Here is a 22,900-nt window from a genome sequence, read left to right as displayed (position 1 = left end):
TTTGCCTAAATTTACAAAAATCAAAACAAAATAGCCTTTTCCAATTCCAATAATTTTTGCTTTCTCCAGATTCCTCCCGCATAGCCCACCAACTCACCGTTTGATCCTATGACGCGGTGACAGGGAATCAGAATGGCAATTTTATTGATTCCGTTTGCAGTTCCTACTGCACGTATTGCTTTGGGATTTCCAAGAAATTCTGATTGCTGTTTGTAAGTTCTGGTCTCTCCCATCGGAATTTCACGAAGAAGCTGCCAGACCTTTTCCTGAAACTGGGTACCGGTGATGTATAAAGGCACATCAAATTTTGTCCTTTTTCCTTCAAAGTATTCTTTTAATTCCTTTTCAAGCTGTATGAAGTGGCTGTGCTCACCGTCTTTAATATCAGATTTTAATGCTTTTGATAAGGAGATAAACTGGTTATCAAAATTCTTCCGGTCGGTGAATTCGAGTAGGCAGATTCCCTGGTTTATAGCACAAGCGGCCATTTCTCCAAGTGGAGTCTGTATGATTTTACGATAGATGATTTCCATTAATTAAAATTAATCAATTTCCGGATATTTACCACGAAAGGTTAAAGATTCATCAAAATTCTTTCAACCTGTTGAATATGTCTTTCATTATGGCTGATTATAAAACGGAAAGTATCGCCCAACCTAAGTTTTATTAATTTTGAAATGCTGATGTCGGTTTTCACTTTATTAAGATCGACATGATTAGCCTTTTGGAGTAATGCTATTAACTGGTTGTGTTGTTTTATAAATTCTTTCACTACATTTTTGTCGAGCTGGCTATTGATTGGATCCATGCTTTTGAAAGTTTTCATTTTATTCAGTTTTTCCTTGGGAAGCATAGATTTAGCAAAGTAATTCCCTAAAATCCCGGATTTAAAAACAGACGTGAAAGAAGTTTCTGAAGAAGAAATTCTTTTATTAATTTCGGGAATATAAAAGTTACCATAACGGTTGAGATGTTCAAAGCATTCCAATGTGCTCCAGCTGTCATTTGAAACTCTCGAATTAAGCTTTTCATCCGGCAGTTCCAACAGTTTTTCTGCATATTGAACATGATTCTCAGTCTGTGTTTTTAATTCATCTAATAATTGTGATGTAGAAATTTTCATTGATGATTTTTATGCAAATTTCGGAATCGTCTTTTTGATAAATCTTGACTGAACTCAAGATTTTTTAAGTCGGGACAGAGTTTCCGGAGACATTCTTAGGTAATTGGCAATGTATTTATTGGGAATTTCCTGAAAAAGTTTTGGGCTCCTTTTTAAGACTCTTTCAAAACGCTCCCCGGGTGAGCTGATCAGCAGGTCTTTTTCTCTTTCGAGCTGCTGGAGTACCAGATCTTCGAGAATATTGATCCAAAAATGAAGGTTGTTGTCATTCTTCTGAATAAATTCGGAGAAGTCTTTTTTTGAAGCTGTTTTTACAGTTGTTTTTTTGATAGCCTGAATACAAAGATCAGAAGGTTTTCCGGACAAAAAGGAATCCATAGAAGTAATAATATTTCCTGTATATCCGAAACGGATGATCCTTTCTTCATTTTCGTCCGTCATAAAGATCCTCACACTTCCTTTTTCTATAAAATAAATTTGAGTATCGGCACTTCCTGAAAGCTTCAGAAAATCATTTCTTCTGAATTCTTTTTTTTCCCAGTGAAGACCACTTTCGAGCAGTTTCTGAATCATCTGATTTTTATTGTTTGCTGTTCCAAAGATAATGGGTAATTTTAAAATTCCGGAACTTAACCAATAATCCTATCAGAATGTTCAAAAAAACAAGTCTTATTCTACTGTTTTCAGCTTTTTTTTCCAGTGTACATGCGCAGCATACTATTCCCTTTAGGATAACCAAACATAACAACATCATTGTAAAAACGCTGGTCAATCAAAAAGATTCCCTGGATCTGATGTTCCAGATTGCCATGAAGGATGCTTCTATTTCTCCGGAAACACAGCGCAAAGCAGATCATATTGTTTTCAATAAAGATGGAATCAGTGAAAAAAACACTGTACAGATTGGAAAATTCACCCTGAATAATGTCCGGTTTTTTGATCATGAACTGACAGGGCATGAAGCGGATGGAAAAATCGGGACGGGCATGTTTTCAGGAAAGGCTTTTAAGATCGATTATGACAACAATCAGTTTGTAATTTATGACAAACAGCCTGATCTGGTGGGCTACCAGCCTATTACGCTTCTTTATGATCATGAACAGTTTTTCATCGCCGGGGATAGTGTGATTGATGATCAACAAGAAGAAGCTTATTTTCTCCTGCAGTCAGGATACTCGGGCGGACTGCTGTACAGCAATGAGTTTGCAGACGAAAAAGGACTGGACAAAAAGCTAAAGATTACAGGTGAAAAAACTCTGAAAAACTCGAGTGGAAAAAGTGTAGTTACCAAGCAGGGAGTACTTCCTCGCTTCAAATTAGGCAATGCTGTTCTGAAAGATGTTTCAGCAGGATTTTTTGCCGGGGACCTGAAAACCCAGACGGTCAATTATTTCGGGGCAGATATGCTGAGAAGGTTCAACTGGATCTTTGATGCAGATAGGAAAACAGCTTATATCAAGCCGAATAAATATTTTTCGGAACCGTATTATAAGATCAATTAAGGGACAAAAAAATCAAATAAACTGAATAATGAAAAAAAATGTCGCTATTCTCATTTTCGATAATGCTGAAGTGCTTGATTTTGCAGGTCCCTTCGAAGTGTTTTCGGTAGCTTCAGAATTAAAAGATTCTGAACTCTTTAATGTGTTTACTGTTGCGAGGGATAGTAATGCAATTTCTGCTGTTAATGGACTTTCCGTTAATCCGAAATATAATTTTCAGGATTGCCCGCCTGTTGATATCCTTATTATTTCCGGTGGTGTAGGTTCCAGAAAGGCAATGGTTGATCAAGAGACGTTAACCTGGGTTGAACAGATTCATCACAACACGCTGTATACAGTAAGCATTTGCTCAGGATCCCGGATACTTGGGACTTTGGGCCTGCTGGACAACAAAAAATATTGTACCCACCAGGATGTTTACGAGCATATGGAAGAAATTGTGCCTTCGGGTTTACCGCAAAAAGAAAAAAGGTTTGTCCAGGAAGGCAAAATTTTTACTTCCGGAGGCATCAGCGCAGGAATAGACCTGTCTTTTCATATTGTAACGCTTCTTTATAGCAGCAATACGGCAAAAGAAACCGCAGCTTATATGGAATACAACTTCATTCAAAATGTATCTGAATGATAAGAGATAAACTATTTGAGTACACTTTGAATACCTTTATTGAAGGTCTGGAAAATTATGATGAAACCGTATTCAGAAAACAAGAAACCCCTGACTGCTGGTCTTTAGCCCAATTATATGCCCACATCATTATTGATACCAACTGGTACTTTGATCAGTTAGAATCATGTTTTGGCAATATTTTGAACCTGGATAAAAATATGGAGGAAAAAGCGAAAAAAATGCTACTCAAGAATAGTTTTCCGGATATAAAAATAAAGGGTGATTCTTATATTCCTGTGAATGATTCGATTTTCATCAATGCTACTAAAAAAGATCTGAGATTGCTTTTACAAAGAAGCCGTGCGCTGTGGAAAAGGATCAATAATGAGGATCTTTCGGGAAAAGCAGAACATCCCGGATTCGGTTAGAACATAAAATTAAAAGCTCATGAATAGGCAATCCGGACATCCGTGAGTTGATATTATAAACCCCTGCAAGTTTCTTGCAGGGGTTTATAATATCAACTAGTGCCAGAATTACATGGTCTCCATTTTGAAGCTCATGCTTTCTATAACTTTCAGGATGGCTTCTACCGTGTCCATGGATGTTAAACAAGGAACGCCGTTCTCCACACTCATTCTTCTGATCTGGAATCCGTCTCTTTCCACCTGCTTACCTTTTGTCATGGTATTCACCACATACTGTACTTTTCCTTTCTGGATCAGGTCAATAAGGTTCACATCATCTTCTCCAATCTTGTATCCTATTTTACAAGGAATCCCTTTTTCTTCAAAGAATTTAGCAGTTCCTTCCGTAGCCCAGATTCTGAAACCAACTTCGTGGAATCTTGCTGCCAGGTCTGCCGCTTCCTGCTTGTGCTTATCTGCAACGGTGAACAAAATTGAACCGTGCATAGGAACTTTTCTTCCTGCTGCGATCAATCCTTTGTAAAGGGCTTTTTCCAGTGTTGTATCTTTCCCCATTACTTCTCCGGTAGACTTCATTTCAGGACCTAAGGAGATATCTACCTTCGTCAGTTTTGAGAAAGAGAATACAGGAACTTTTACGAAGACTCCTTCTTTACTCGGAACCAATCCGTTTTTGTATCCTAAATCTTTCAGTTTCTGACCTAGAATTGCTTTCGTTGCCAGGTTCGCCATTGGAACTTCAGTAATTTTAGACAGGAACGGAACTGTTCTTGATGAACGTGGATTCACTTCGATCACATAAACATTTCCTTCGAAAAGAACATACTGGATATTCATTAAACCTATTACATTCAGTCCTTTAGCCAGTCTTTGTGTATAGTCTACCAGGGTATCGATCTCTTTCTGTGAAACATTCTGTGTAGGATATACCGCAATAGAGTCTCCTGAGTGTACTCCTGCTCTTTCGATATGCTCCATGATTCCAGGAATCACCACGGTTTCGCCATCGCAGATTGCATCGATCTCTATTTCTTTTCCTACCATGTATTTATCCACCAGGACAGGGTGTTTAGGGCTTGCCTCCACTGCATTTTCCATGTAGTAAGCAAGTTCTGCCTCACCGTATACAATTTCCATGGCGCGCCCTCCCAATACGTAGCTTGGACGTACCAGTACCGGGTAACCGATCTCGTTAGCAATTTTTATCGCTTCTTCTTTAGAAGTTGATGTTTTTCCTAAAGGCTGAGGAATTCCCATTTCCTGAAGTGCCTTTTCGAATTTATCCCTGTTTTCAGCTCTGTCAAGGTCTTCCAGTGAAGTTCCAAGGATCTGTACGCCGTGAGAAGCCAGTTTATCTGCAAGGTTAATTGCCGTCTGTCCTCCGAACTGTACCACTACTCCTTTTGGTTTTTCAAGCTCGATAATATTCATTACATCTTCTTCCGTTAATGGTTCGAAGTATAATTTATCTGATATGGAGAAGTCTGTAGAAACTGTTTCCGGGTTGTTGTTGATGATGATTGCTTCGTACCCCATCTCTTTGATTGCCCAAACCGAGTGCACCGTAGCATAGTCAAATTCCACTCCCTGCCCGATTCTGATAGGTCCTGAGCCTAGAACGATAATTTTTTCTTTATTGGAAACAACACTTTCGTTTTCTTCTTCGTAAGTTCCGTAGAAGTATGGAGTTTCACTTTCGAATTCAGCGGCGCAGGTGTCTACCATTTTATAAACCGGCATAACCCCGTTTTCTTTTCTGAAATCGAAAACTTCACGCTGCTTTACTTCCCAAAGATGGGCGATGTTCATATCAGCGAAACCTAATTTCTTAGCCTGGATTAAGGTTTCTTTGTCAAATTTATTGGCCGCGATTACTTTTTCGAAATCAACTAATTTTTTAAGTTTCCAGATGAAGAATTTATCAATTTTGCTCCATTCTACGATCTGCTCCCAGTCGTAACCTCTTCTCAAAGCATCTCCGATGATAAAAAGTCTTTCATCATCGCAAACTTTAATTCTTCTTTCAATTTCTTCAGCGGTAAGTGCTTCAGCCTGTTTTGTTTTTAATCCTAAATGTCTGATTCCTGTTTCAAGGGAACGGATGGCTTTCTGTAAAGATTCTTCAAAGTTTCTTCCGATGGCCATTACTTCCCCCGTTGCTTTCATCTGGGTAGATAATCTTCTGTCCGCCGTTTCGAATTTATCGAATGGGAATCTCGGGAATTTTGTTACCACATAGTCAAGGGCAGGTTCAAAACAAGCATATGTTTTTCCTGTCACCGGGTTCATGATTTCGTCAAGCGTTAAACCTACCGCAATTTTTGCCGCAATTTTAGCAATCGGATATCCGGTTGCTTTTGATGCTAAAGCTGATGAACGGGAAACCCTAGGATTCACCTCGATGATGTAGTAGTCGAAGGAATGTGGGTCTAAAGCCAGCTGTACGTTACAACCTCCTTCGATTCCCAGAGCTCTGATGATTTTTAAAGAAGCATTTCTCAGTAACTGATACTCTCTGTCTGAAAGCGTCTGAGAAGGTGCTACCACAATTGAATCTCCTGTGTGAACTCCTACAGGATCTATATTTTCCATGTTACAAACCACAATCGCATTGTCGTTTGCATCACGCATTACTTCGTATTCAATTTCTTTGAAACCTGCAATTGATTTTTCGATAAGACACTGTGTAACAGGACTATATTTCAATCCTAACTCAGCAATTTCTTTCAATTCAGCTTCCGTAGAGGCAATCCCTCCTCCTGTTCCTCCCATCGTAAAGGCAGGACGAACAATCACAGGATAACCGATCTCATCAGCAAAACGAATTGCTCCTTCCACTGTAGTTACAATATCGGATTCCGGAACGGGCTCATTCAGCTCTCTCATCAGCTCACGGAAAAGGTCTCTGTCTTCCGCTCTGTTGATCGCAGAAAGTTTGGTCCCCAATACTTCTACTTTGCATTCTTCAAGAATTCCTGATTTCTCCAGTTCCACCGCCATATTCAGACCGGTCTGGCCACCAAGCGTCGGTAAAAGTGCATCCGGACGCTCTTTTCTGATGATGTGGCTTACAAACTGAAGTGAAATCGGCTCGATGTATACTTTATCTGCGATTTCCACATCCGTCATAATGGTTGCCGGATTTGAGTTGATCAAAATCACTTTGTAACCTTCTTCTCTCAAAGAGAGGCAAGCTTGTGTTCCTGCATAATCGAATTCAGCTGCCTGCCCAATGATGATGGGTCCTGAACCGATTACTAAAATTGTTTTTATATCTGTACGTTTTGCCATTTTTCTTTTTTTAGATGCCAGATTTCAGATTTCTAGCGCGTGTTTTACTTTTTTGAATTAGACTTGAATGTTATACTTACTTTTTGAAGTTTTCCATTAAATCAATGAATTCATCAAATAAATAATTTGCATCTTCAGGACCTGGGCTTGCTTCCGGGTGATACTGAACTGAGAAGCAAGGGTGGATTTTATGTTTCAATCCTTCGTTTGTTCTGTCGTTCAATGCGATGTGCGTTTCAATTAAATCTGTCCCTTTCAAACTTTCCTGATCTACTGCATACCCATGGTTTTGGGAAGTAATTGCCACTTTGTTTTTCTCTAAATCCAGTACCGGGTGGTTCCCTCCTCTGTGACCGAATTTTAACTTGAACGTTTTTGCTCCGCAAGCCAAACCGATCAACTGATGTCCCAAGCAGATTCCGAAAATAGGAACTTTGCCCAAAATTCCTCGGATCATTTCAAGAGCGTGCTGATTGTCTTCAGGATCACCAGGGCCGTTTGAAAGCATTACTCCATCAGGATCCATCAGTAAAATTTCTTCTGCAGTTACATCCTGGGAAACTACGGTGATATCGCAGTTTCTTTGAGACAACTCTCTGATAATTCCTAATTTGGACCCGAAATCTACCAATACTACTTTAAAGCCTCTTCCCGGGTTGGCGTAAGGAGTTTTTGTAGAAACTGTTTCTACCTGGTTGGTAGGGAAATTTGTAGATTTCAGTTCTGCGGTTACTGCATTTTCGTCAGCATCTGCATTGACGATCTTTCCTTTTACCACTCCATAATTACGCAGGATTCTGGTCAGTCTTCTGGTGTCAATTCCGGAAATTCCGGAAAGGTTTTTCTTTTTAAATAATTCATCTAAAGTCATCTGAGTACGGAAATTGGAAGGAAGGTCGCAAAGTTCTTTTACGATAAGTCCTTTAATAGCCGGCTCGATACTTTCATAATCATCACGGTTAATACCATAATTCCCGATAAGCGGATAGGTCATGCAAACAATCTGACCGCAGTATGACGGGTCTGAGATCAACTCCTGATACCCTGTCATTCCGGTATTGAAAACTACTTCCCCGGCAGTTTCCGCCTCTGCTCCGAAACCTTCTCCATGAAATACTTCACCGGACTCCAGTATTAATTTTTTCTTCATTTTATTTATTTAGATTTTCTTTTACTTTTTATTTTTTAACCACCCCGTCAAAAATTCTTTGAATTTTTGCCATCTCTCCAGAGGAGGGGAATTTTTGTCGGTTCAAGATCCGGAACCCGAAACCGGAATCCCAAACCTTATTTAAAGGTATAGCCTTCTTTTTCTAAAGTTTCTTTCAGAATGGCCATTCTTGCAAAAACGCCGTTCTGCATTTGCTTGAATACTCTTGAACGTTCACATTCTACAAGGTCCGTATCAATCTCAACTCCCCTGTTGATCGGAGCGGGATGCATGATGATGGCTCCGTTTTTCATTGCTTTTTCTCTTTCTTTCGTAAGACCGTATTTTCTGTGGTATTCCGAAGCAGAATAGCTCATTTTCGCATCATGTCTTTCGTGCTGGATTCTCAGGAGCATTAAAACATCCACCTCAGCTATTAACTGGTCAACCGGTAAGTAGGTTCCGTTAATCAGGGCTCCTTCATCAAACCAGTCTTCCGGTCCGGAGAAATATACTTTAGCGCCTAATCTTCTTAATGCTTCTGCATTTGAATTGGCGACACGACTGTGTTTTACATCGCCTACGATTCCTATTTTCAGTCCTTCAAATTTTCCGAATTCCTGATAGATCGTCAGCAGATCGAGCATACACTGGGAAGGATGGTTTCCTGTTCCGTCTCCTCCGTTGATCACCGGAATAGTGATATTATTCAGTTCTTCAAAATATCTGTCCTTCTTATCTCTGATCACCACGAGGTTTATCCCAAGGCTTTCAATGGTCTTTACAGTGTCATAAAGACTTTCGCCTTTGTTTACAGAGCTGTGTGAAGCATCAAACGGTACTACCTGCAATCCCAGCTTTCTTTCTGCGATATCAAAGCTTGTCTTTGTTCTTGTACTGTCTTCAAAGAAAAGATTTGAGCAGAAAACTTCTCCTTCAATTTTTGCAGTTTTACCGTTGGCAAAAGCCATTGCTTCGGTCAGTATACTGTTGATTCTCTCGGTGCTTAGTTCTGTAATCGTAAACATAATTCTTAATTTTTGAGCATAAAAAAAGCGAAGACAACATCTTCGCTTAATAATAATAAATATCGTAAAGGGCGCTTTCGCCCGGTAAATCTAATGATATAAATACTCTTTTATTCATTAGGTGCAAAGATACAAAAATTTCGTGAACCTACAAAACTAAAGTTTTAAATAAATTAAAACCTTCTTATTCTTTCCTTATTTTCATTTATAATTGATATTTTTGTTAAAACTCAAACCTATTCTATGGATTTAAAGGACAAAATGATTCTCAGTATTATTCAGGAAGACTCTACTTTATCGGTGAAAGAAATTTCAGAAAAGATTGGTCTTACGTTTACTCCTACTTATGAACGTATCAAACAGCTGGAGAAGCAGGGCATTATTGAGAAATATGTTGGCCTTTTAAACCGTGAAAAACTGGGTCTGAATATTGTCGTCTATTGTAATGTCCGTCTTAAGGAGCAATCCCAGAAAGTACTGGAAACCTTTGAGAAAAACATTATGAAATATGATGAAGTACAGGAAATCATCAGTCTTTCAGGTGAGTACGACTATATGCTGAAGATCATAGCAAAGGATATTAACTCTTATAATGATTTCGCAGTCAATGTGATCTCAAATATCCCTAATATCGGCCAGTATCACAGTTCAATTGTGCTTCATGAGGTGAAAAAATCTACTAAATTTAAAATTGATCTGGAGTAATTCTATTAAAATCAAAATCCAGCATTTATCCGTTAAAAAGATGCTTCGACTTCGCTCAGCATGACATTTCCTGTACTCAACGTCATTTTGCAGTTGCCATACGGAGTGAGGCCGAAGCATCCGATAAAATTTTTAATCAATCCAGTGATTAAAAACTATCAACCCAATAATTTGTTTTTCAGCTTGTTGAACTGATATTCTATTTTATCGAGACAAAGGTTTCCTATGCTTCCCTGATGGGTGTGGCTAAGGTTACCGGGCTCAAATTCAAATTCATTATTTTCAATCTCCTGTCCTACTTTTACGTAAGCATCGCGGAATGAGCTTCCTTTTTTCACTTCTTCATTGATTTTCTCTACGCTGAACAGGTATTTGTATTTTTCATCTTCCAGAATTCCGTCTTTTACCTGGATATTCGGAAGGGTGTAATTTAAAATCTCAAGACATTCTTTCAACGAATCGATCGCAGGGAAAAGAATCTCTTTTGTGAGTTGCACGTCTCTGTGGTAGCCTGAAGGCAGGTTGTTCGTCAGCAGGATCAGTTCATTGGGTAAAGACTGGATTCTGTTGCATCGTGCACGAACCAATTCGAAGATATCCGGATTCTTTTTATGGGGCATAATGCTGCTTCCTGTGGTAAATTCCTTTGGAAAGCTTATAAAATCAAAATTCTGGCTTAGATATAAACACACATCATACGAGAATTTTCCAAGAGTTCCTGCTAAAGTGGCCATAGCCATGGATAACATTTTTTCAGATTTTCCACGGGTCATCTGAGCATAGACAGAATTATAGTTCATCGACTGAAAACCCAGGTTATAAGTCGTACTTTCACGATCAATCGGGAAAGATGAACCATATCCTGCCGCTGAACCAAGCGGATTTTTATTGATGATGTTCTTCACCGAAAACAACAGTTCTACGTCATCCAGCAATGCTTCGGCATAAGCTCCAAACCATAATCCAAAGGAAGATGGCATGGCAATCTGAAAGTGGGTATAGCCGGGAAGCAATATATTTTTATGCTGATCTGCCAGTTTAATCAGGATCTGAAAAAATTCATCGGTTAAAGCTGTAATTTCACGAATTTCATCCAGTAAATAAAGCTTGATATCCAGCAGAACCTGATCGTTACGGGATCTTGCGGTATGAATTTTCTTTCCTGTATCACCTAATTTTTCAATTAAAATAGCTTCAACCTGGGAGTGAATATCTTCTGCTTCTTTATCAATCTCAAAGCTGCCGTTTTCGATATCATTTAAAATTTCTTCCAAAACAGAGATCATCTGTCCGGACTCTTCAGCGGAGATAATGCCGGTTTCTGCCAGCATTTTGCAATGGGCCATAGAACCTTTAACGTCATATTTTGCCAAACGCTCATCAAAGTCGAGATCTTTCCCGACAGTAAACTGGCTTACTAATATATTGGTGGCAAGGTCATCCTTCTGCCATATTTTTTTCATAATGTTTTCTTTACAATATTGATTTGTCTTAACCCGCCCAGCAGTCCTTATTATTAACTATAAAAAAACATCTCCACATTAAAGCCTTTCATTTTTAATTGAATTTTTGCATAAATCTTTATTAAAAATATTCAAACTTCATCATCTGCTGAGCATGGTTAAAACATTATTTTAGATTAATAGATTTCAGATGTCAGATATCAGATTTTTTAAATCTGGTGTCCGGATTCTGATACCTGAGGTCTTTATAAAACTTTTTCTAAGATCTTGATATAAATCTCAATTCCTTCTTCGATCTCTTTTATATAAATGTATTCATCTGCAGTGTGAGAGCGCCTGCTGTCGCCGGGACCGATCTTTACTGATGTGCAGGAAATAATGGCCTGATCGGACGATGTTGGTGAACCGTACGTTGTCCTCCCGATTTCTAAGCCTGCCTGTACGAACGGATGCTCCATTTCTATTTTCGAGGAATTCAATCTTAAAGACCTCGCCGTCAATGCAGATTTCATCTGCTTCTGAATGATTTCAAACACTTCTTTATTAGAGTATTCATCCGTAACCCTTACATCTAAAGTGAATGTACATGCTTCCGGAACCACATTATGCTGAACTCCGGCATGAATACCTGAAAGGGTTATCTTCACCTCCCCCAGATAATCTGAAACTTTCGGAAATTTAAAAGCCAGAATATTCTGCAGATCTTCCATGCATTTTACAATGGAATTATCATCATTCGGATGGGCGGCATGGGAAGGAGTTCCTTTCATTTCGCCATCAATTACCAAAAGCCCTTTTTCTGCAATGGCCAGATTCATTTGTGTAGGCTCTCCCACAATGGCAAGCTCTATATTCGGAAGCTGCGGAAATAAAGCTTCAATCCCGTCAAGTCCTGAGATTTCCTCTTCAGCCGTCAGGGCAATAATTAAATTGTACTTTAAATTCTCTTTTTCATAAAAATGTAAAAAAACCTGAGCCATAGAAACCAGGGAAGCTCCTGCATCATTACTCCCCAATCCGTACAGTTTTCCGTCCTGCTCAACCGGAAGAAAGGGATCCAATGTGTACGCCTTATTCGGTTTTACAGTATCATGATGGGTATTTAGTAAAATTGACGGCTTAAATACATCAAAATTTTTATTAACTGCCCAGATGTTATTTTTAAAACGCTTCGTAGGAATATGATGCTTTTTGAAAAAATTCTCAATTTCCACGGAGGTGTTATATTCATCTTTGCTGAATGAAGGAATTGCAATCAGTTTTTTAAGCAATTCAACTGCATTACTCAGCAGCTCTTCATTATTGTAAACGGATTTCAGTTCCTGCATGATGGTTTTCTATATGGTTTTTCAATTGGGTTTCTTTGATTAAGAATACCTTGTTTACATTATTCTTTACAGCACCGATAGCATTTTCAAGCTTGGGAAGAATGCCTTTGTGGAGTTTTCCTGCTTCTTTTAAAAGAGAAAATTCTTCTTCGGACACACTTTTTATAACCGATCCCGGGTCTTCAACATTCTCCAGGACACCTTCTTTATCAAAGCAAAACAGAAGTTCTACATCATAAGCGTCTGACAGGGATTGTGCAATCACTGAAGCAATGGTATCTGCATTGGTGTTTAAAAGGTTCCCTTTCTTGTCATGCGTAATGGCTGAAAAAACAGGGATAAGGTCAAGGTCTATCAGCTGTGAAAGTAATTTTTCATTAATACTTTGCTTATCAATATCACCTACAAATCCAAAATCTATTTCAGGGTGAATTCTTTTTTTAGCCTGAATGATATTCCCGTCAGCACCGGAAAATCCGATAGCATTACAGTTTCTCACCTGTAGTTTAGCCACTATATTTTTATTGATACTTCCTGCATACACCATGGATACGATATCCAGCGTATCTTTATCCGTAATCCTTCTTCCGTTTACCAGTTTTTGCTCTATTCCCAGCTTATCAGCCAAAGTTGTCGCCAGCTTTCCGCCTCCATGCACAAGGATCTTTTTTTCTTTGATTTCAGAAAACTGTATCAGGAACCCGTTTAATAATTCCTCATCATCAATTAAAGCCCCTCCTATTTTAACAACAAAAAGCTTCTCCATACCCTTTATTTTAAATTAATTCCGTCCAGAATTTCACTGAATACAGCCTGAGCAGAGAAAATACGGTTCTTTGCCTGCTGATAGATGATGGAGTTTTGTCCGTCCATTACTTCATCACTTAATTCTACGTTACGGCGGACAGGAAGACAGTGCATTACCTTTGCGTTGTTGGTACTTTCCAGTTTCTGAGCAGTCAACATCCAGTTTTCTTTCACTTCCGGCATCGCTGCATAATCATCAAAGGAAGACCAGTTTTTCACATAAATAAAATCTGCATCTTTCAACGCTTCATCCTGGTCATGAATCACCGGAATATCTTTTGTGAACTTTTTATCCAGATCATAACCTTCAGGATTGGTGATTACAAAATCTACATCCATTTCCTGCATCCATTCTGCGAAAGAGTTCCCAACAGCCTGGGCAATCGGTTTGATATGCGGAGCCCATGTAAGAACTACTTTCGGTTTACGTTTTTCCTGCCAGTTTTCTGTAATGGTAATACAGTCTGCAAGACTCTGTAAAGGGTGACGTGTCGCTGATTCCAGAGAAATCACAGGTACTTTTGCATGCTGTTCAAACTGGCTCAGAATACTTTCGTTCACATCGTCTTCTTTAGATTTCATTCCTGCAAAACAACGTACTGCAATAATATCACAATATTGATTCAATACTTCAATGGCATCTTTGATGTGTTCAACAGTATCGCCGTTCATTACCGCCCCGTCTGCAAATTCCAGATTCCATGCTTCCTGAGCAGCATTTAAAGTAAGGACATTCAATCCTAGGTTCTGTGCTGCGATCTGGCTGCTTAAACGTGTTCTTAAACTTGAATTTAAAAACACAAGACCTATTGTTTTTCCCTTCCCTTTTTCCGGTTCGGAATGAGGGTTTTCTTTAATCTGTAAAGCTTTTTTTATAATTTCCTGTAAGTTTTCTACATCGCTTACAGTGGTGAATTTTTTCATTTGATGATTTTTTCTAATTAAATTGTGATAATCTTAACCACAAAAGGCACAAAAGTTTTTTATTTAAACACTTTAGAACACTTAAGTTTTAAAAGTTTAATATTTTGAAAACAATAAGTTCATAATAAGATGAAAATCAAAGATTTTCAGAAACTCTAGTGTTCTTCTTAAGTATTTAGTAATTTCTTATAATTACTAAAGTGTCATATCTTTTGCGGTTTAAATATTATCTAAAACTACTTTTAAAGCACTGACAAAAAGATCTGTTTCTTCTTTGCCGATATTAAGAGCCGGAAGGATCCTTAAAATACTTTTATCGTTAGAGTTTCCGGTAAAAATGTGATGATCGTACAATAGACTTTTCCTCGCTTCCGAACAGTCCTGATCCAGTTCTATTCCAATCATTAACCCTTTCCTTCGGATGGATTTAATGTGTGGGAGTCCTTTAATTTCATTTTCAATATAATCACCCATTTTCTGAGCATTTTCAGTAAGATTTTCCTCCTTCATCACATCCAGAACTGCAATCGCTGCAGCACAGGCTAAATGATTTCCTCCGAAAGTGGTTCCCAGTAAGCCATTGCTTGCCTCAAATTTCGGATGAATCAGAACACCTCCGATCGGGAAGCCATTTCCCATTCCTTTTGCAGTTGTAATCATGTCCGGTTCTATTCCGAATTCCTGATGGGCAAAGAAATATCCGCTTCTTCCATACCCCGACTGCACTTCATCCAGAATTAAAGCAGTGTCATATTTTTCACACAGTTCTTTAATTTTAGATAAGAATTCTGCTGTCGGAATCATAATTCCGCCTACTCCCTGGATTCCTTCGATAATTACGGATGAAATTTCAGTTCCTTGTTTTTCAAAAATCTCTTCAAGTTGCTGGATATCATTCCATTCAGATTTAATAAATCTTTCAGAGAAATTTACCGGGGCAACAATTTTTGGATTGTCCGTCACAGAAACAGCCGCAGAGGTTCTCCCGTGAAATGATCCTGAGAAATACAGTACTTTGCTTTTTCCGTTGTGGAAAGATGCCAGCTTCAATGCATTTTCATTCGCTTCAGCTCCGGAATTACACAGAAAAAGATTATAATCTTCATATCCTGAAATTTTGCCTAATTTTTCAGCCAGTTCAGTTTGTAATTCGTTTTGAACAGAATTGGAATAGAAAGAAATTTTTTCTAGCTGATTTTTTAATTTATTTTGATAATACGGATGATTGTGTCCGATGGAAATCACGGCATGACCACCATAAAAATCGAGATATTTTTCGCCTTTATCGTCCCAGAGAAAAGATCCCTGAGCTTTTACAGGATTTATATTGAATAATGGATATACGTTGAATAAATTCATTTTTTTTTGTTTTTTTATTTTTCTTTTGTCTTGAAACAAAAGAAACAAAAGTTCAAGACTGGAAACTTCCGCTAAAAACTATTTCTGTTCTCTAAAAATTCTAAAACTTGCACGATTTCAGTGTTACTTCTTCGATTCAATAATTCTCTCGCGCTTCAAACACTAGAATTTTCTTAACGTTCACAGAACTAATTTTCTTAACGCTCCATTTTCCTATGTCAAAATAATTCAGATTATAAAATTCACTATTGACTTATTGACAATTCACTTTATTAATCATTCACTTTTAAAATGCTATCGGTTTCAGGTTCAGTCCCTGGTTTTCTTCCCAGCCCATCGCTATATTCATATTCTGCACTGCCTGTCCGGAGGCTCCTTTCAACAAATTGTCAATCGCTGAGTGAATGACTGCTACATTTCCACTCTTTTCTATATGAATCACACAGCGATTGGTATTGACAACCTGTTTTAAATCAATTGCATTTTCGCTTACCTTTACAAAAGGTTCATTTTCATAAAAATCCTGATACAACTGACAGATATCTGAAAAAATTAAATCCGTTTTTATCGTCGAACTTGTAAAAATCCCTCTTGCAAAATCTCCTCTCCATGGAACAAAATTCAAACTAACATCTTTATGGTTGAATGAAACCAGCTGTTGCAAAATTTCATCCACATGCTGATGCGTCAGGGTTTTATAAGCTGAAATATTGTCGTTTCTCCAGGTAAAATGGGTCGTTGGTTGTAAAGACTGTCCCGCCCCTGTTGAACCTGTAATTCCTGTCGTGTAAACTTCATCCAGCAAACGTTTTTCCGCTAATGGAAGCAGTGCCAGCTGAATGGCTGTTGCAAAACATCCGGGATTGGCAATACTTTTTGCTCCCAGAAGATTTTTTTTATTGATTTCAGGAAGTCCATAGATAAAATTTCTGTTTCCAAAATTTCCATCCAGACGGAAATCATTTCCAAGATCAATCACTAAAGTTTCATCCTTCACAGGATTTTGAGTAAGCCAGTTTTGGCTTTCTTTATGAGGAAGACAAAGGAAAAGGATATCTACCTCTTCAGTCTTATCCGTTAAAATCTGTTCGCAAACCGCCGTTAAATCCGGGTACAAGTCTGAAATTTTTGTCCCCGAATTGGAACGGCTATATAAAAAACTCAATGTCACATTGGGATGAAAAGCCAGCACACGGACCAATTCGCTTCCTGTGTAGCCGTTAGCGCCTACAATTCCTACTTTTTTCATATGTAAAATGATATGACTTTATTAACTGACTGGTTTTGATCCTTTTGAATTGATGTGATGGTATATATTTAAAGAATTGCTTACAATTTTTGTATATCCTTTTACATCTTCTCCTGTCCAGGCCCTGTTTGCTTCACCATAGCTTCCGAATTTATCGGACATCAGGTCATGCTTGGATTCAATTCCGTTTAAAACAAACCTATACGGATGAAGGGTTACGAATACTTTTCCACTTACCACTGCCTGAGAATCCGTTAAAAAAGATTCGATATTTCTCATCACGGGATCTAAGAAAAGCGCTTCGTGAAGCCAGTTTCCGTACCAATCGGACAGCTGGGACTTCATCATCTGCTGATATTTTGAAAGGGTATGTTTCTCCAGTAAATGATGAGCCTTGATAATCACCAATGCCGCCGCTGCTTCAAATCCTACTCTTCCTTTAATTCCGACAATAGTATCTCCTACATGGATGTCACGGCCGATTCCGTAAGCAGAAGCCAGTTCTTCGATCTTCTGGATAGCATAAACGGGATGTTTGAAATACTCTCCGTTTACCCCTATAATTTCACCGTTTTTAAACTCAATTTCCAGTTCTGAAGACTGGGTTTCCTTAATTTGTGACGGAAAAGCTTCCTCGGGAAGATAATTTCTTGAGGTCAATGTTTCTTTTCCTCCTACTGAAGTTCCCCAAAGTCCTTTATTTACGGAATACTGGGCTTTATGGAATTCCATTTCGTAGCCATGACTTTTCAAAAACTCTATTTCTTCTTCACGGGAAAGGCTCATATCACGGATTGGCGTGATGATTTCTTTTTCCGGGCACATTACCTGGAAAATCAAATCGAAACGCACCTGGTCGTTACCTGCTCCGGTACTTCCGTGGGCAATGGCATCAGCACCGGTTTCGATGGCATATTTTGCAATTTCCTGTGCCTGAACAGTACGTTCGGCACTTACGGACAGTGGATAGGTATTATTTTTCAGCACATTTCCGAAGATCAGATATTTTACGCAAGAGTTATAATAATCTTCCTGAGCATCAACGCACCTGTATTCTTTTACCCCAAGATTGAAGGCTTTTTTCTCCAGTTCTTTTTCTTCTTCTTTAGAAAAACCTCCGGTATTTACAGTAACTGCATACACTTCATATCCAAGTGTTTCACTAAGATATTTGGCACAGTAAGAGGTATCCAAACCTCCGCTAAACGCTAAGACGACTTTCTTTTTCTCCATTGTAATCAATTTCGGACTGCTGAATTTCAGTCCCGTTCACTTTATCATTATTTTCAGGAACGAAAAGCATAGCTGTACACAGACAGTTTTTACGCTCCTTTTTCATTAAAATTTCATAATTCACACAGTTCCTGCAGCCATTCCAAAATTCCTCATCCTGAGTAAGTTCAGAGTAAATCACCGGCTTATACCCAAGATCACTGTTGATCTTCATCACGGCAAGTCCTGTCGTTAAACCAAACACTTTTGCATTCGGATATTTCTCCCTGGATAGCTGGAAAACTTTATTTTTGATCAGGGTAGCTACACCTCTGTTCCTGTAATCCGGCGATACAATCAGTCCCGAGTTGGCCACAAACTGACCATGCGACCAGGTTTCTATATAGCAGAAACCTACCCATTTACCATTTTCAGTGGCAACCACAGCATTACCTTCTGAAATTTTTTTCGTTAAATATTCGATGGAACGTTTTGCGATTCCCGTTCCTCTACGCTGTGCAGAATCATACATTTCCTGCTGTATTTCACTCACATACATCAAATGTTTGTCTGAGGAAATTTCTATTTCCATTTATTTATCTGAATTTTTTGGCAAATTTAAAGCATAATAACTTTAAAAACCAAATTAAAAAGATATTTTTTTTGTTTAAATTAAATACACAGGTAATTTTATCTTTACGAATAAATATAATTTTGCTAAATTATTATATATTTGCTAAAAACATATAGCTATGGAAAACAAGTGTCCAAAATGTAGCGGAAATAAAATCGTAAAAAGCGGCATTATCAATGAAAAACAACGCTTTCTCTGCAAGGACTGCAACTATTATTTTACCGTTAAGAAAATAGGAAAACAGATTGATGATTACTATGTAACGAAGGCTCTTCAACTTTATCTTGAAGGCTTAAGTTTTCGTGAAATAGAAAGGATTATCGGGGTTTCACATGTAACCATAAGCTCATGGATCAAGAAATACAATATTACAAGACCACCCCATTCGGAGTTCCATCCTGTTTACAAAATCCTGAAACAGAATGAACTTATTGAATACATGTCCAAGGAAGATAATATTAAAAATTCAGGACTCATCATTACCCAGTTTGCCGATAAATATATGCTGATTAAATGGGAGAGATTTAAGAAATAGAGGAAAAGGTCAATGGTGAATTTGCTTCGCAAGTGAATGGTAAATTACCTAAGACAACAACTAACAACCTATCACCATTTCATTTTAAGCCCTAAAAGCCTACAAATTGAAACCAGAATCTGGAACCTCTAACCAGCAACCCATAAAATAACTATACTATTACCACTAATATATATTAAATTTTTGTAAATAAATTATTAATTACAATTTGGCTTTCATAAAAAACAACGCCAAAAATTGATAATTTATGAAGAAATTACTTTCATTTATTGGATTAGCCTTAATAAGCAGTTCTTTATATTCACAGGGATCTCCTGATTACGGAGGCGGATTGAAATTAAACCTGAATCCGGATGGAGATAAATTCATCAGGTTCATTCTATGGGACCAGTTCTGGCTCAGAAATACCCAGATGAACCCGGGAAGCATGGTAGCCAACGAACCCACCGACAATTCCTGGAGCCTGGGAAACAGAAGGTTACGTGCTTTGGCTTATGCCCAGATTTCTAAAAGATATATGATTCTGGTACATTTCGGAATCAATAATCAGACATTCATTAATGGTGGTGCTACAGGAACCACAGGCACAGGAGGTTACGGAAACGGCAAAAAACCACAATTGTTTTTCCATGATGCTTGGAATGAGTACGCAGTGATTTTACCTGGAGAAGCAGGAAAATTCAGTTTATCTTTAGGGGCAGGTCTTCATTATTATATGGGACTTTCCCGTATGACAATGGCTTCAACATTGAATTTCCTTACGGTAGACTCCCCTATTTTCACTTGGCCTTTAATTGACAACTCCGACCAGTTCGCAAGACAGCTCGGAATGTTTGCTAAAGGAAAGTACGGCAAACTTGAATACCGCTTCAGTTTAAACAAGCCTTTTGCAACAGATCTTGTTCCTGTTAACGTGACAGATCCTGCAAGAGCCGTAGCCGTAGACAATAATGGAAATCCGAGTTTTTCAAAAGCCGGTTATGTTGAATACCAGTTTCTTGATGAGGAATCAAACACGCTTCCTTTCAAAGTGGGTTCGTATCTGGGAACAAAAAAAGTCTTCAATGTCGGGGCTGGTTTTTACCATCAGGCAGACGGAACACGAACTTCCGTGAACTCTAACATTGAAAAACACGACATCACCCTTGTAGCAGTAGATGCTTTTGCAGACATTCCTTTGGGAAATGCAAAACACAAGATGGCTGTTTCTGCTTACGCCGGATATTACAACTATAATTTCGGGCCTAATTATGTAAGAAATCTGGGAACCATGAATATTGCAGCATCCGATCCCAATTTTACAGGAAATAAAGCGATTGCAGGTCCCGGAAATCTACAACCGGTAATCGGAACAGGTAATATCGTTTATGCACAGGCAGGTTTCCTTCTTCCCAACGAGACAGAAAAGCCCAAAATCAGGATACAGCCTTTTGCAGCGTACACATATAAAGACTTTGAAGCATTCGATAAGCCTTCTTCACAGCTTGATGTAGGTGCTAACTGGTTCATAGACGGGCATCACGCAAAGATTACCACACAGTATTCCACAAGGCCGGTATACACCAGTCCTACGGAAAAACCTTCTTCAAAAGGAGAATTCATAGTACAGTTTCATATTTATCTTTAAAACCAGGATGAAATTAATATCTTAATCCATTAACATCAAAACCAATCAACATGAGCGAAAATCACCACGAAAACTACGAGAATATGACCGACCGGCAGAAGAACCGCACCATATGGAGTGTGATCACCGCCTCATCACTCGGTACTCTGATAGAATGGTATGACTTCTATATTTTCGGAAGCTTAGCCATCGTTTTAGCTACAAAATTCTTTCCTGCAGATAATCCTACTGCCGCATTTTTATCTACGCTGGCCACTTTTGCAGCCGGATTTGTGGTAAGACCGTTCGGAGCATTATTCTTCGGAAGACTCGGCGATATTATCGGAAGAAAATATACATTCCTTGTTACGTTACTGATCATGGGGTTCTCTACTTTCCTGATCGGCTGTATTCCCAGTTATAAAACCATTGGCTTTTTAGCTCCGGTTTTAGTTTTGGTTCTGAGATTATTACAAGGGCTGGCACTTGGAGGTGAATATGGAGGGGCAGCCACCTACGTTGCGGAATACGCACAGCCTCACAGACGGGGATACTGGACTTCATGGATTCAAACCACCGCAACGGCAGGCCTTTTTATTTCATTAATTGTAATTCTGGTAACCAAATCTACTCTTTCTGCAGAGGAATTTGATAACTGGGGCTGGAGGGTTCCGTTCTGGATTTCAATCCTTATGGTTGGAGTTTCTTATATCATCAGAAAAAACATGAAAGAATCCCCGCTTTTCGCAAAGGCTAAAAGTGAAGGTAAAACTTCAAAGAATCCGTTAAAAGAGAGTTTCGGAAATAAATACAACTTCAAATTCGTTCTTCTTGCCCTGTTTGGAGCTGCAATGGGACAAGGAGTCATCTGGTATACAGGACAATTCTATGCCATGAGTTTCCTCCAAAAGGTAATGAATGTAGAATCTGCACAGGTGGATTCATTAATGGCCACTGCCCTATTCTTAGGAACACCTTTCTTTGTATTTTTCGGATGGCTTTCGGATAAAATCGGCCGAAAAGCGGTTATGATGACGGGAATGCTCGTTGCTATTTTAGCTTACAGACCTATTTACGACAGCATGTTCAAAAGTGTCAACCTTGAAAGTAAAACGATTGCCGCCAACGGAATCACTGAGAAAAGAACAGCAAAAATCCATACAGATATTGCTACAGACAGCTTAGTAACTTTCCATAAAGAAACACTTTATACGGACGGAACTTTGATTAAAAAAGACAGTATTACCCACTGGTCGCCTGCAGGGCCTGTGATGAAAGACGGAAAAGCGGAAGAACCTAAAGTTTCACAGACTGTAAAACTAGCTGATAACACGAAATGGTATCTGGTCTTCTTAGTATTCATTCAGGTGATATTTGTAACCATGGTTTACGGACCTATCGCGGCTTTCCTTGTGGAAATGTTCCCTGTAAGGATCCGTTACACCTCAATGTCCCTGCCTTATCATATTGGAAACGGGGTATTTGGAGGGCTTCTTCCGGCGGTTGCCACTTATCTGGTAACAGTGGGAAAAGATGCCGGACATCCAACATGGTATCTTGAAGGACTCTGGTACCCGATTGGAGTTGCCGCGGTCTGCTTAATCATCGGATTGTTTTATCTTAAAAATAAGAACAATAATATCCACGATTAAGCACCGAATCACTTAATTTTTTATTAATTTTAAAACTACTAAAATGAACGGACTAAAAAAAATATTAGGTATACTCTGGATTGCTGTTGCCCTGATGGTAGGATATTTCGGAATCACGGTTTTAGGAATTCCGAAGATCACTTCCGGAAAGCAGGAAGATCTGGTATTCGGGATCATCATATTATTTGTGCTGATGCCTATTATCTCGGGCGGAATGGCCATTTTCGGATACTACTCGCTCACGGGGGAATATTCGGACGACAAAATTTAATTTATAAACGATTAATGGTAATTGAT

General features: G+C 38.6%; 22 protein-coding genes. 8 read left to right on the top strand and 14 right to left on the bottom strand.

Translation table 11 applies throughout. From position 1 onward, the window contains the following. Positions 1 to 20 precede the first annotated feature (20 nt). Genes ACM40_RS15600 through ACM40_RS15590 form a run of 3 tightly spaced genes read right to left on the bottom strand, consistent with a single transcriptional unit; the run spans position 21 to position 1,696 of the window. On the bottom strand, positions 21 to 533 hold the full coding sequence (locus ACM40_RS15600) for a methylated-DNA--[protein]-cysteine S-methyltransferase (RefSeq protein ID WP_048503661.1): 513 nt from the start codon (positions 531 to 533) through the stop codon (positions 21 to 23). 41 nt (positions 534 to 574) lie between these two features. Further along, entirely contained in the window at positions 575 to 1,123 is a 549-nt protein-coding gene (locus ACM40_RS15595; protein WP_048503660.1) for a DinB family protein, read from the bottom strand. Between the two features lie 54 nt (positions 1,124 to 1,177). Then, entirely contained in the window at positions 1,178 to 1,696 is a 519-nt protein-coding gene (locus ACM40_RS15590) for a Crp/Fnr family transcriptional regulator (RefSeq protein WP_048503659.1), read from the bottom strand. Positions 1,697 to 1,773: 77 nt separating this feature from the next. Between ACM40_RS15590 and ACM40_RS15585 the strand changes: the two genes are divergently transcribed. Genes ACM40_RS15585 through ACM40_RS15575 form a run of 3 tightly spaced genes read left to right on the top strand, consistent with a single transcriptional unit; the run spans position 1,774 to position 3,660 of the window. Next, positions 1,774 to 2,625 (top strand): hypothetical protein, encoded by an 852-nt coding sequence (locus ACM40_RS15585; RefSeq protein ID WP_048503658.1) that lies wholly within the window; start codon positions 1,774 to 1,776, stop codon positions 2,623 to 2,625. A 28-nt stretch (positions 2,626 to 2,653) separates the two neighbouring features. After that, positions 2,654 to 3,250, top strand: a complete 597-nt coding sequence (locus tag ACM40_RS15580) for a DJ-1/PfpI family protein (RefSeq protein WP_048503657.1) — start codon at positions 2,654 to 2,656, stop codon at positions 3,248 to 3,250. Then, positions 3,247 to 3,660 carry a hypothetical protein gene (locus ACM40_RS15575; RefSeq protein WP_048503656.1) on the top strand — a complete coding sequence of 138 codons (414 nt, stop codon included), beginning with the start codon at positions 3,247 to 3,249 and terminating at the stop codon, positions 3,658 to 3,660. Before ACM40_RS15580 ends, ACM40_RS15575 begins: the two co-directional genes overlap by 4 nt. A gap of 108 nt (positions 3,661 to 3,768) precedes the next feature. On the opposite strand, the gene carB is transcribed toward ACM40_RS15575, so the two are convergent. The 3 genes from carB to ACM40_RS15560 all read right to left on the bottom strand — a co-directional run bounded on the left by carB (position 3,769) and on the right by ACM40_RS15560 (position 9,129). Further along, positions 3,769 to 6,951, bottom strand: a complete 3,183-nt coding sequence (carB, locus tag ACM40_RS15570; RefSeq protein WP_048503655.1) for a carbamoyl-phosphate synthase large subunit — start codon at positions 6,949 to 6,951, stop codon at positions 3,769 to 3,771. 76 nt (positions 6,952 to 7,027) lie between these two features. Next, on the bottom strand, positions 7,028 to 8,101 hold the full coding sequence (locus ACM40_RS15565) for a carbamoyl phosphate synthase small subunit (RefSeq protein ID WP_048503654.1): 1,074 nt from the start codon (positions 8,099 to 8,101) through the stop codon (positions 7,028 to 7,030). 137 nt (positions 8,102 to 8,238) lie between these two features. Continuing rightward, positions 8,239 to 9,129 carry an aspartate carbamoyltransferase catalytic subunit gene (locus ACM40_RS15560; protein WP_048503653.1) on the bottom strand — a complete coding sequence of 297 codons (891 nt, stop codon included), beginning with the start codon at positions 9,127 to 9,129 and terminating at the stop codon, positions 8,239 to 8,241. A gap of 243 nt (positions 9,130 to 9,372) precedes the next feature. Between ACM40_RS15560 and ACM40_RS15555 the strand changes: the two genes are divergently transcribed. Then, positions 9,373 to 9,834, top strand: coding sequence for an Lrp/AsnC family transcriptional regulator (locus ACM40_RS15555; RefSeq protein WP_040996232.1), 462 nt, complete (start codon positions 9,373 to 9,375; stop codon positions 9,832 to 9,834). Positions 9,835 to 9,992: 158 nt separating this feature from the next. Here ACM40_RS15555 and argH read toward each other — a convergent pair whose 3' ends face one another. The 8 genes from argH to ACM40_RS15515 all read right to left on the bottom strand — a co-directional run bounded on the left by argH (position 9,993) and on the right by ACM40_RS15515 (position 18,768). Next, positions 9,993 to 11,297, bottom strand: a complete 1,305-nt coding sequence (argH, locus tag ACM40_RS15550) for an argininosuccinate lyase (RefSeq protein WP_048503652.1) — start codon at positions 11,295 to 11,297, stop codon at positions 9,993 to 9,995. Positions 11,298 to 11,542: 245 nt separating this feature from the next. Further along, entirely contained in the window at positions 11,543 to 12,625 is a 1,083-nt protein-coding gene (locus tag ACM40_RS15545) for a M20 family metallo-hydrolase (RefSeq protein ID WP_048503651.1), read from the bottom strand. Beyond that, positions 12,597 to 13,391: an acetylglutamate kinase gene (gene argB, locus ACM40_RS15540; RefSeq protein WP_048503650.1), complete on the bottom strand. Its 795-nt coding sequence runs from the start codon at positions 13,389 to 13,391 to the stop codon at positions 12,597 to 12,599. The genes ACM40_RS15545 and argB overlap by 29 nt, the downstream gene beginning before the upstream one ends. 5 nt (positions 13,392 to 13,396) lie before the next feature. Continuing rightward, positions 13,397 to 14,356 carry an N-acetylornithine carbamoyltransferase gene (locus ACM40_RS15535; protein WP_048503649.1) on the bottom strand — a complete coding sequence of 320 codons (960 nt, stop codon included), beginning with the start codon at positions 14,354 to 14,356 and terminating at the stop codon, positions 13,397 to 13,399. 219 nt (positions 14,357 to 14,575) lie between these two features. After that, a complete protein-coding gene (locus tag ACM40_RS15530) occupies positions 14,576 to 15,715 on the bottom strand; it encodes an aspartate aminotransferase family protein (protein WP_048503795.1) in 1,140 nt (379 codons plus the stop codon). A gap of 286 nt (positions 15,716 to 16,001) precedes the next feature. Next, a complete protein-coding gene (gene argC / locus ACM40_RS15525) occupies positions 16,002 to 16,964 on the bottom strand; it encodes an N-acetyl-gamma-glutamyl-phosphate reductase (RefSeq protein WP_083996876.1) in 963 nt (320 codons plus the stop codon). Between the two features lie 21 nt (positions 16,965 to 16,985). After that, positions 16,986 to 18,197 (bottom strand): argininosuccinate synthase, encoded by a 1,212-nt coding sequence (locus tag ACM40_RS15520; RefSeq protein ID WP_048503647.1) that lies wholly within the window; start codon positions 18,195 to 18,197, stop codon positions 16,986 to 16,988. Further along, on the bottom strand, positions 18,166 to 18,768 hold the full coding sequence (locus ACM40_RS15515) for a GNAT family N-acetyltransferase (protein ID WP_083996875.1): 603 nt from the start codon (positions 18,766 to 18,768) through the stop codon (positions 18,166 to 18,168). The genes ACM40_RS15520 and ACM40_RS15515 overlap by 32 nt, the downstream gene beginning before the upstream one ends. Before the next feature lie 160 nt (positions 18,769 to 18,928). Here ACM40_RS15515 and ACM40_RS15510 point away from each other — a divergent pair, with 160 nt between their 5' ends. The 4 genes from ACM40_RS15510 to ACM40_RS15495 all read left to right on the top strand — a co-directional run bounded on the left by ACM40_RS15510 (position 18,929) and on the right by ACM40_RS15495 (position 22,874). After that, entirely contained in the window at positions 18,929 to 19,345 is a 417-nt protein-coding gene (locus ACM40_RS15510; RefSeq protein ID WP_048503646.1) for a terminase gpP N-terminus-related DNA-binding protein, read from the top strand. A 247-nt stretch (positions 19,346 to 19,592) separates the two neighbouring features. Then, a complete protein-coding gene (locus tag ACM40_RS15505) occupies positions 19,593 to 20,972 on the top strand; it encodes a hypothetical protein (protein ID WP_048503645.1) in 1,380 nt (459 codons plus the stop codon). A gap of 50 nt (positions 20,973 to 21,022) precedes the next feature. Next, a complete protein-coding gene (locus ACM40_RS15500) occupies positions 21,023 to 22,603 on the top strand; it encodes an MFS transporter (RefSeq protein ID WP_048503644.1) in 1,581 nt (526 codons plus the stop codon). Between the two features lie 43 nt (positions 22,604 to 22,646). Further along, positions 22,647 to 22,874: a DUF6814 family protein gene (locus tag ACM40_RS15495; protein ID WP_048503643.1), complete on the top strand. Its 228-nt coding sequence runs from the start codon at positions 22,647 to 22,649 to the stop codon at positions 22,872 to 22,874. Positions 22,875 to 22,900: the final 26 nt, after the last annotated feature.

Origin of the sequence: Chryseobacterium sp. BLS98 (genome assembly GCF_001045445.1) — a bacterium.
Classification (GTDB): Bacteria; Bacteroidota; Bacteroidia; order Flavobacteriales; family Weeksellaceae; genus Chryseobacterium.
This window is presented reverse-complemented; position numbering and strand designations above follow the sequence as displayed.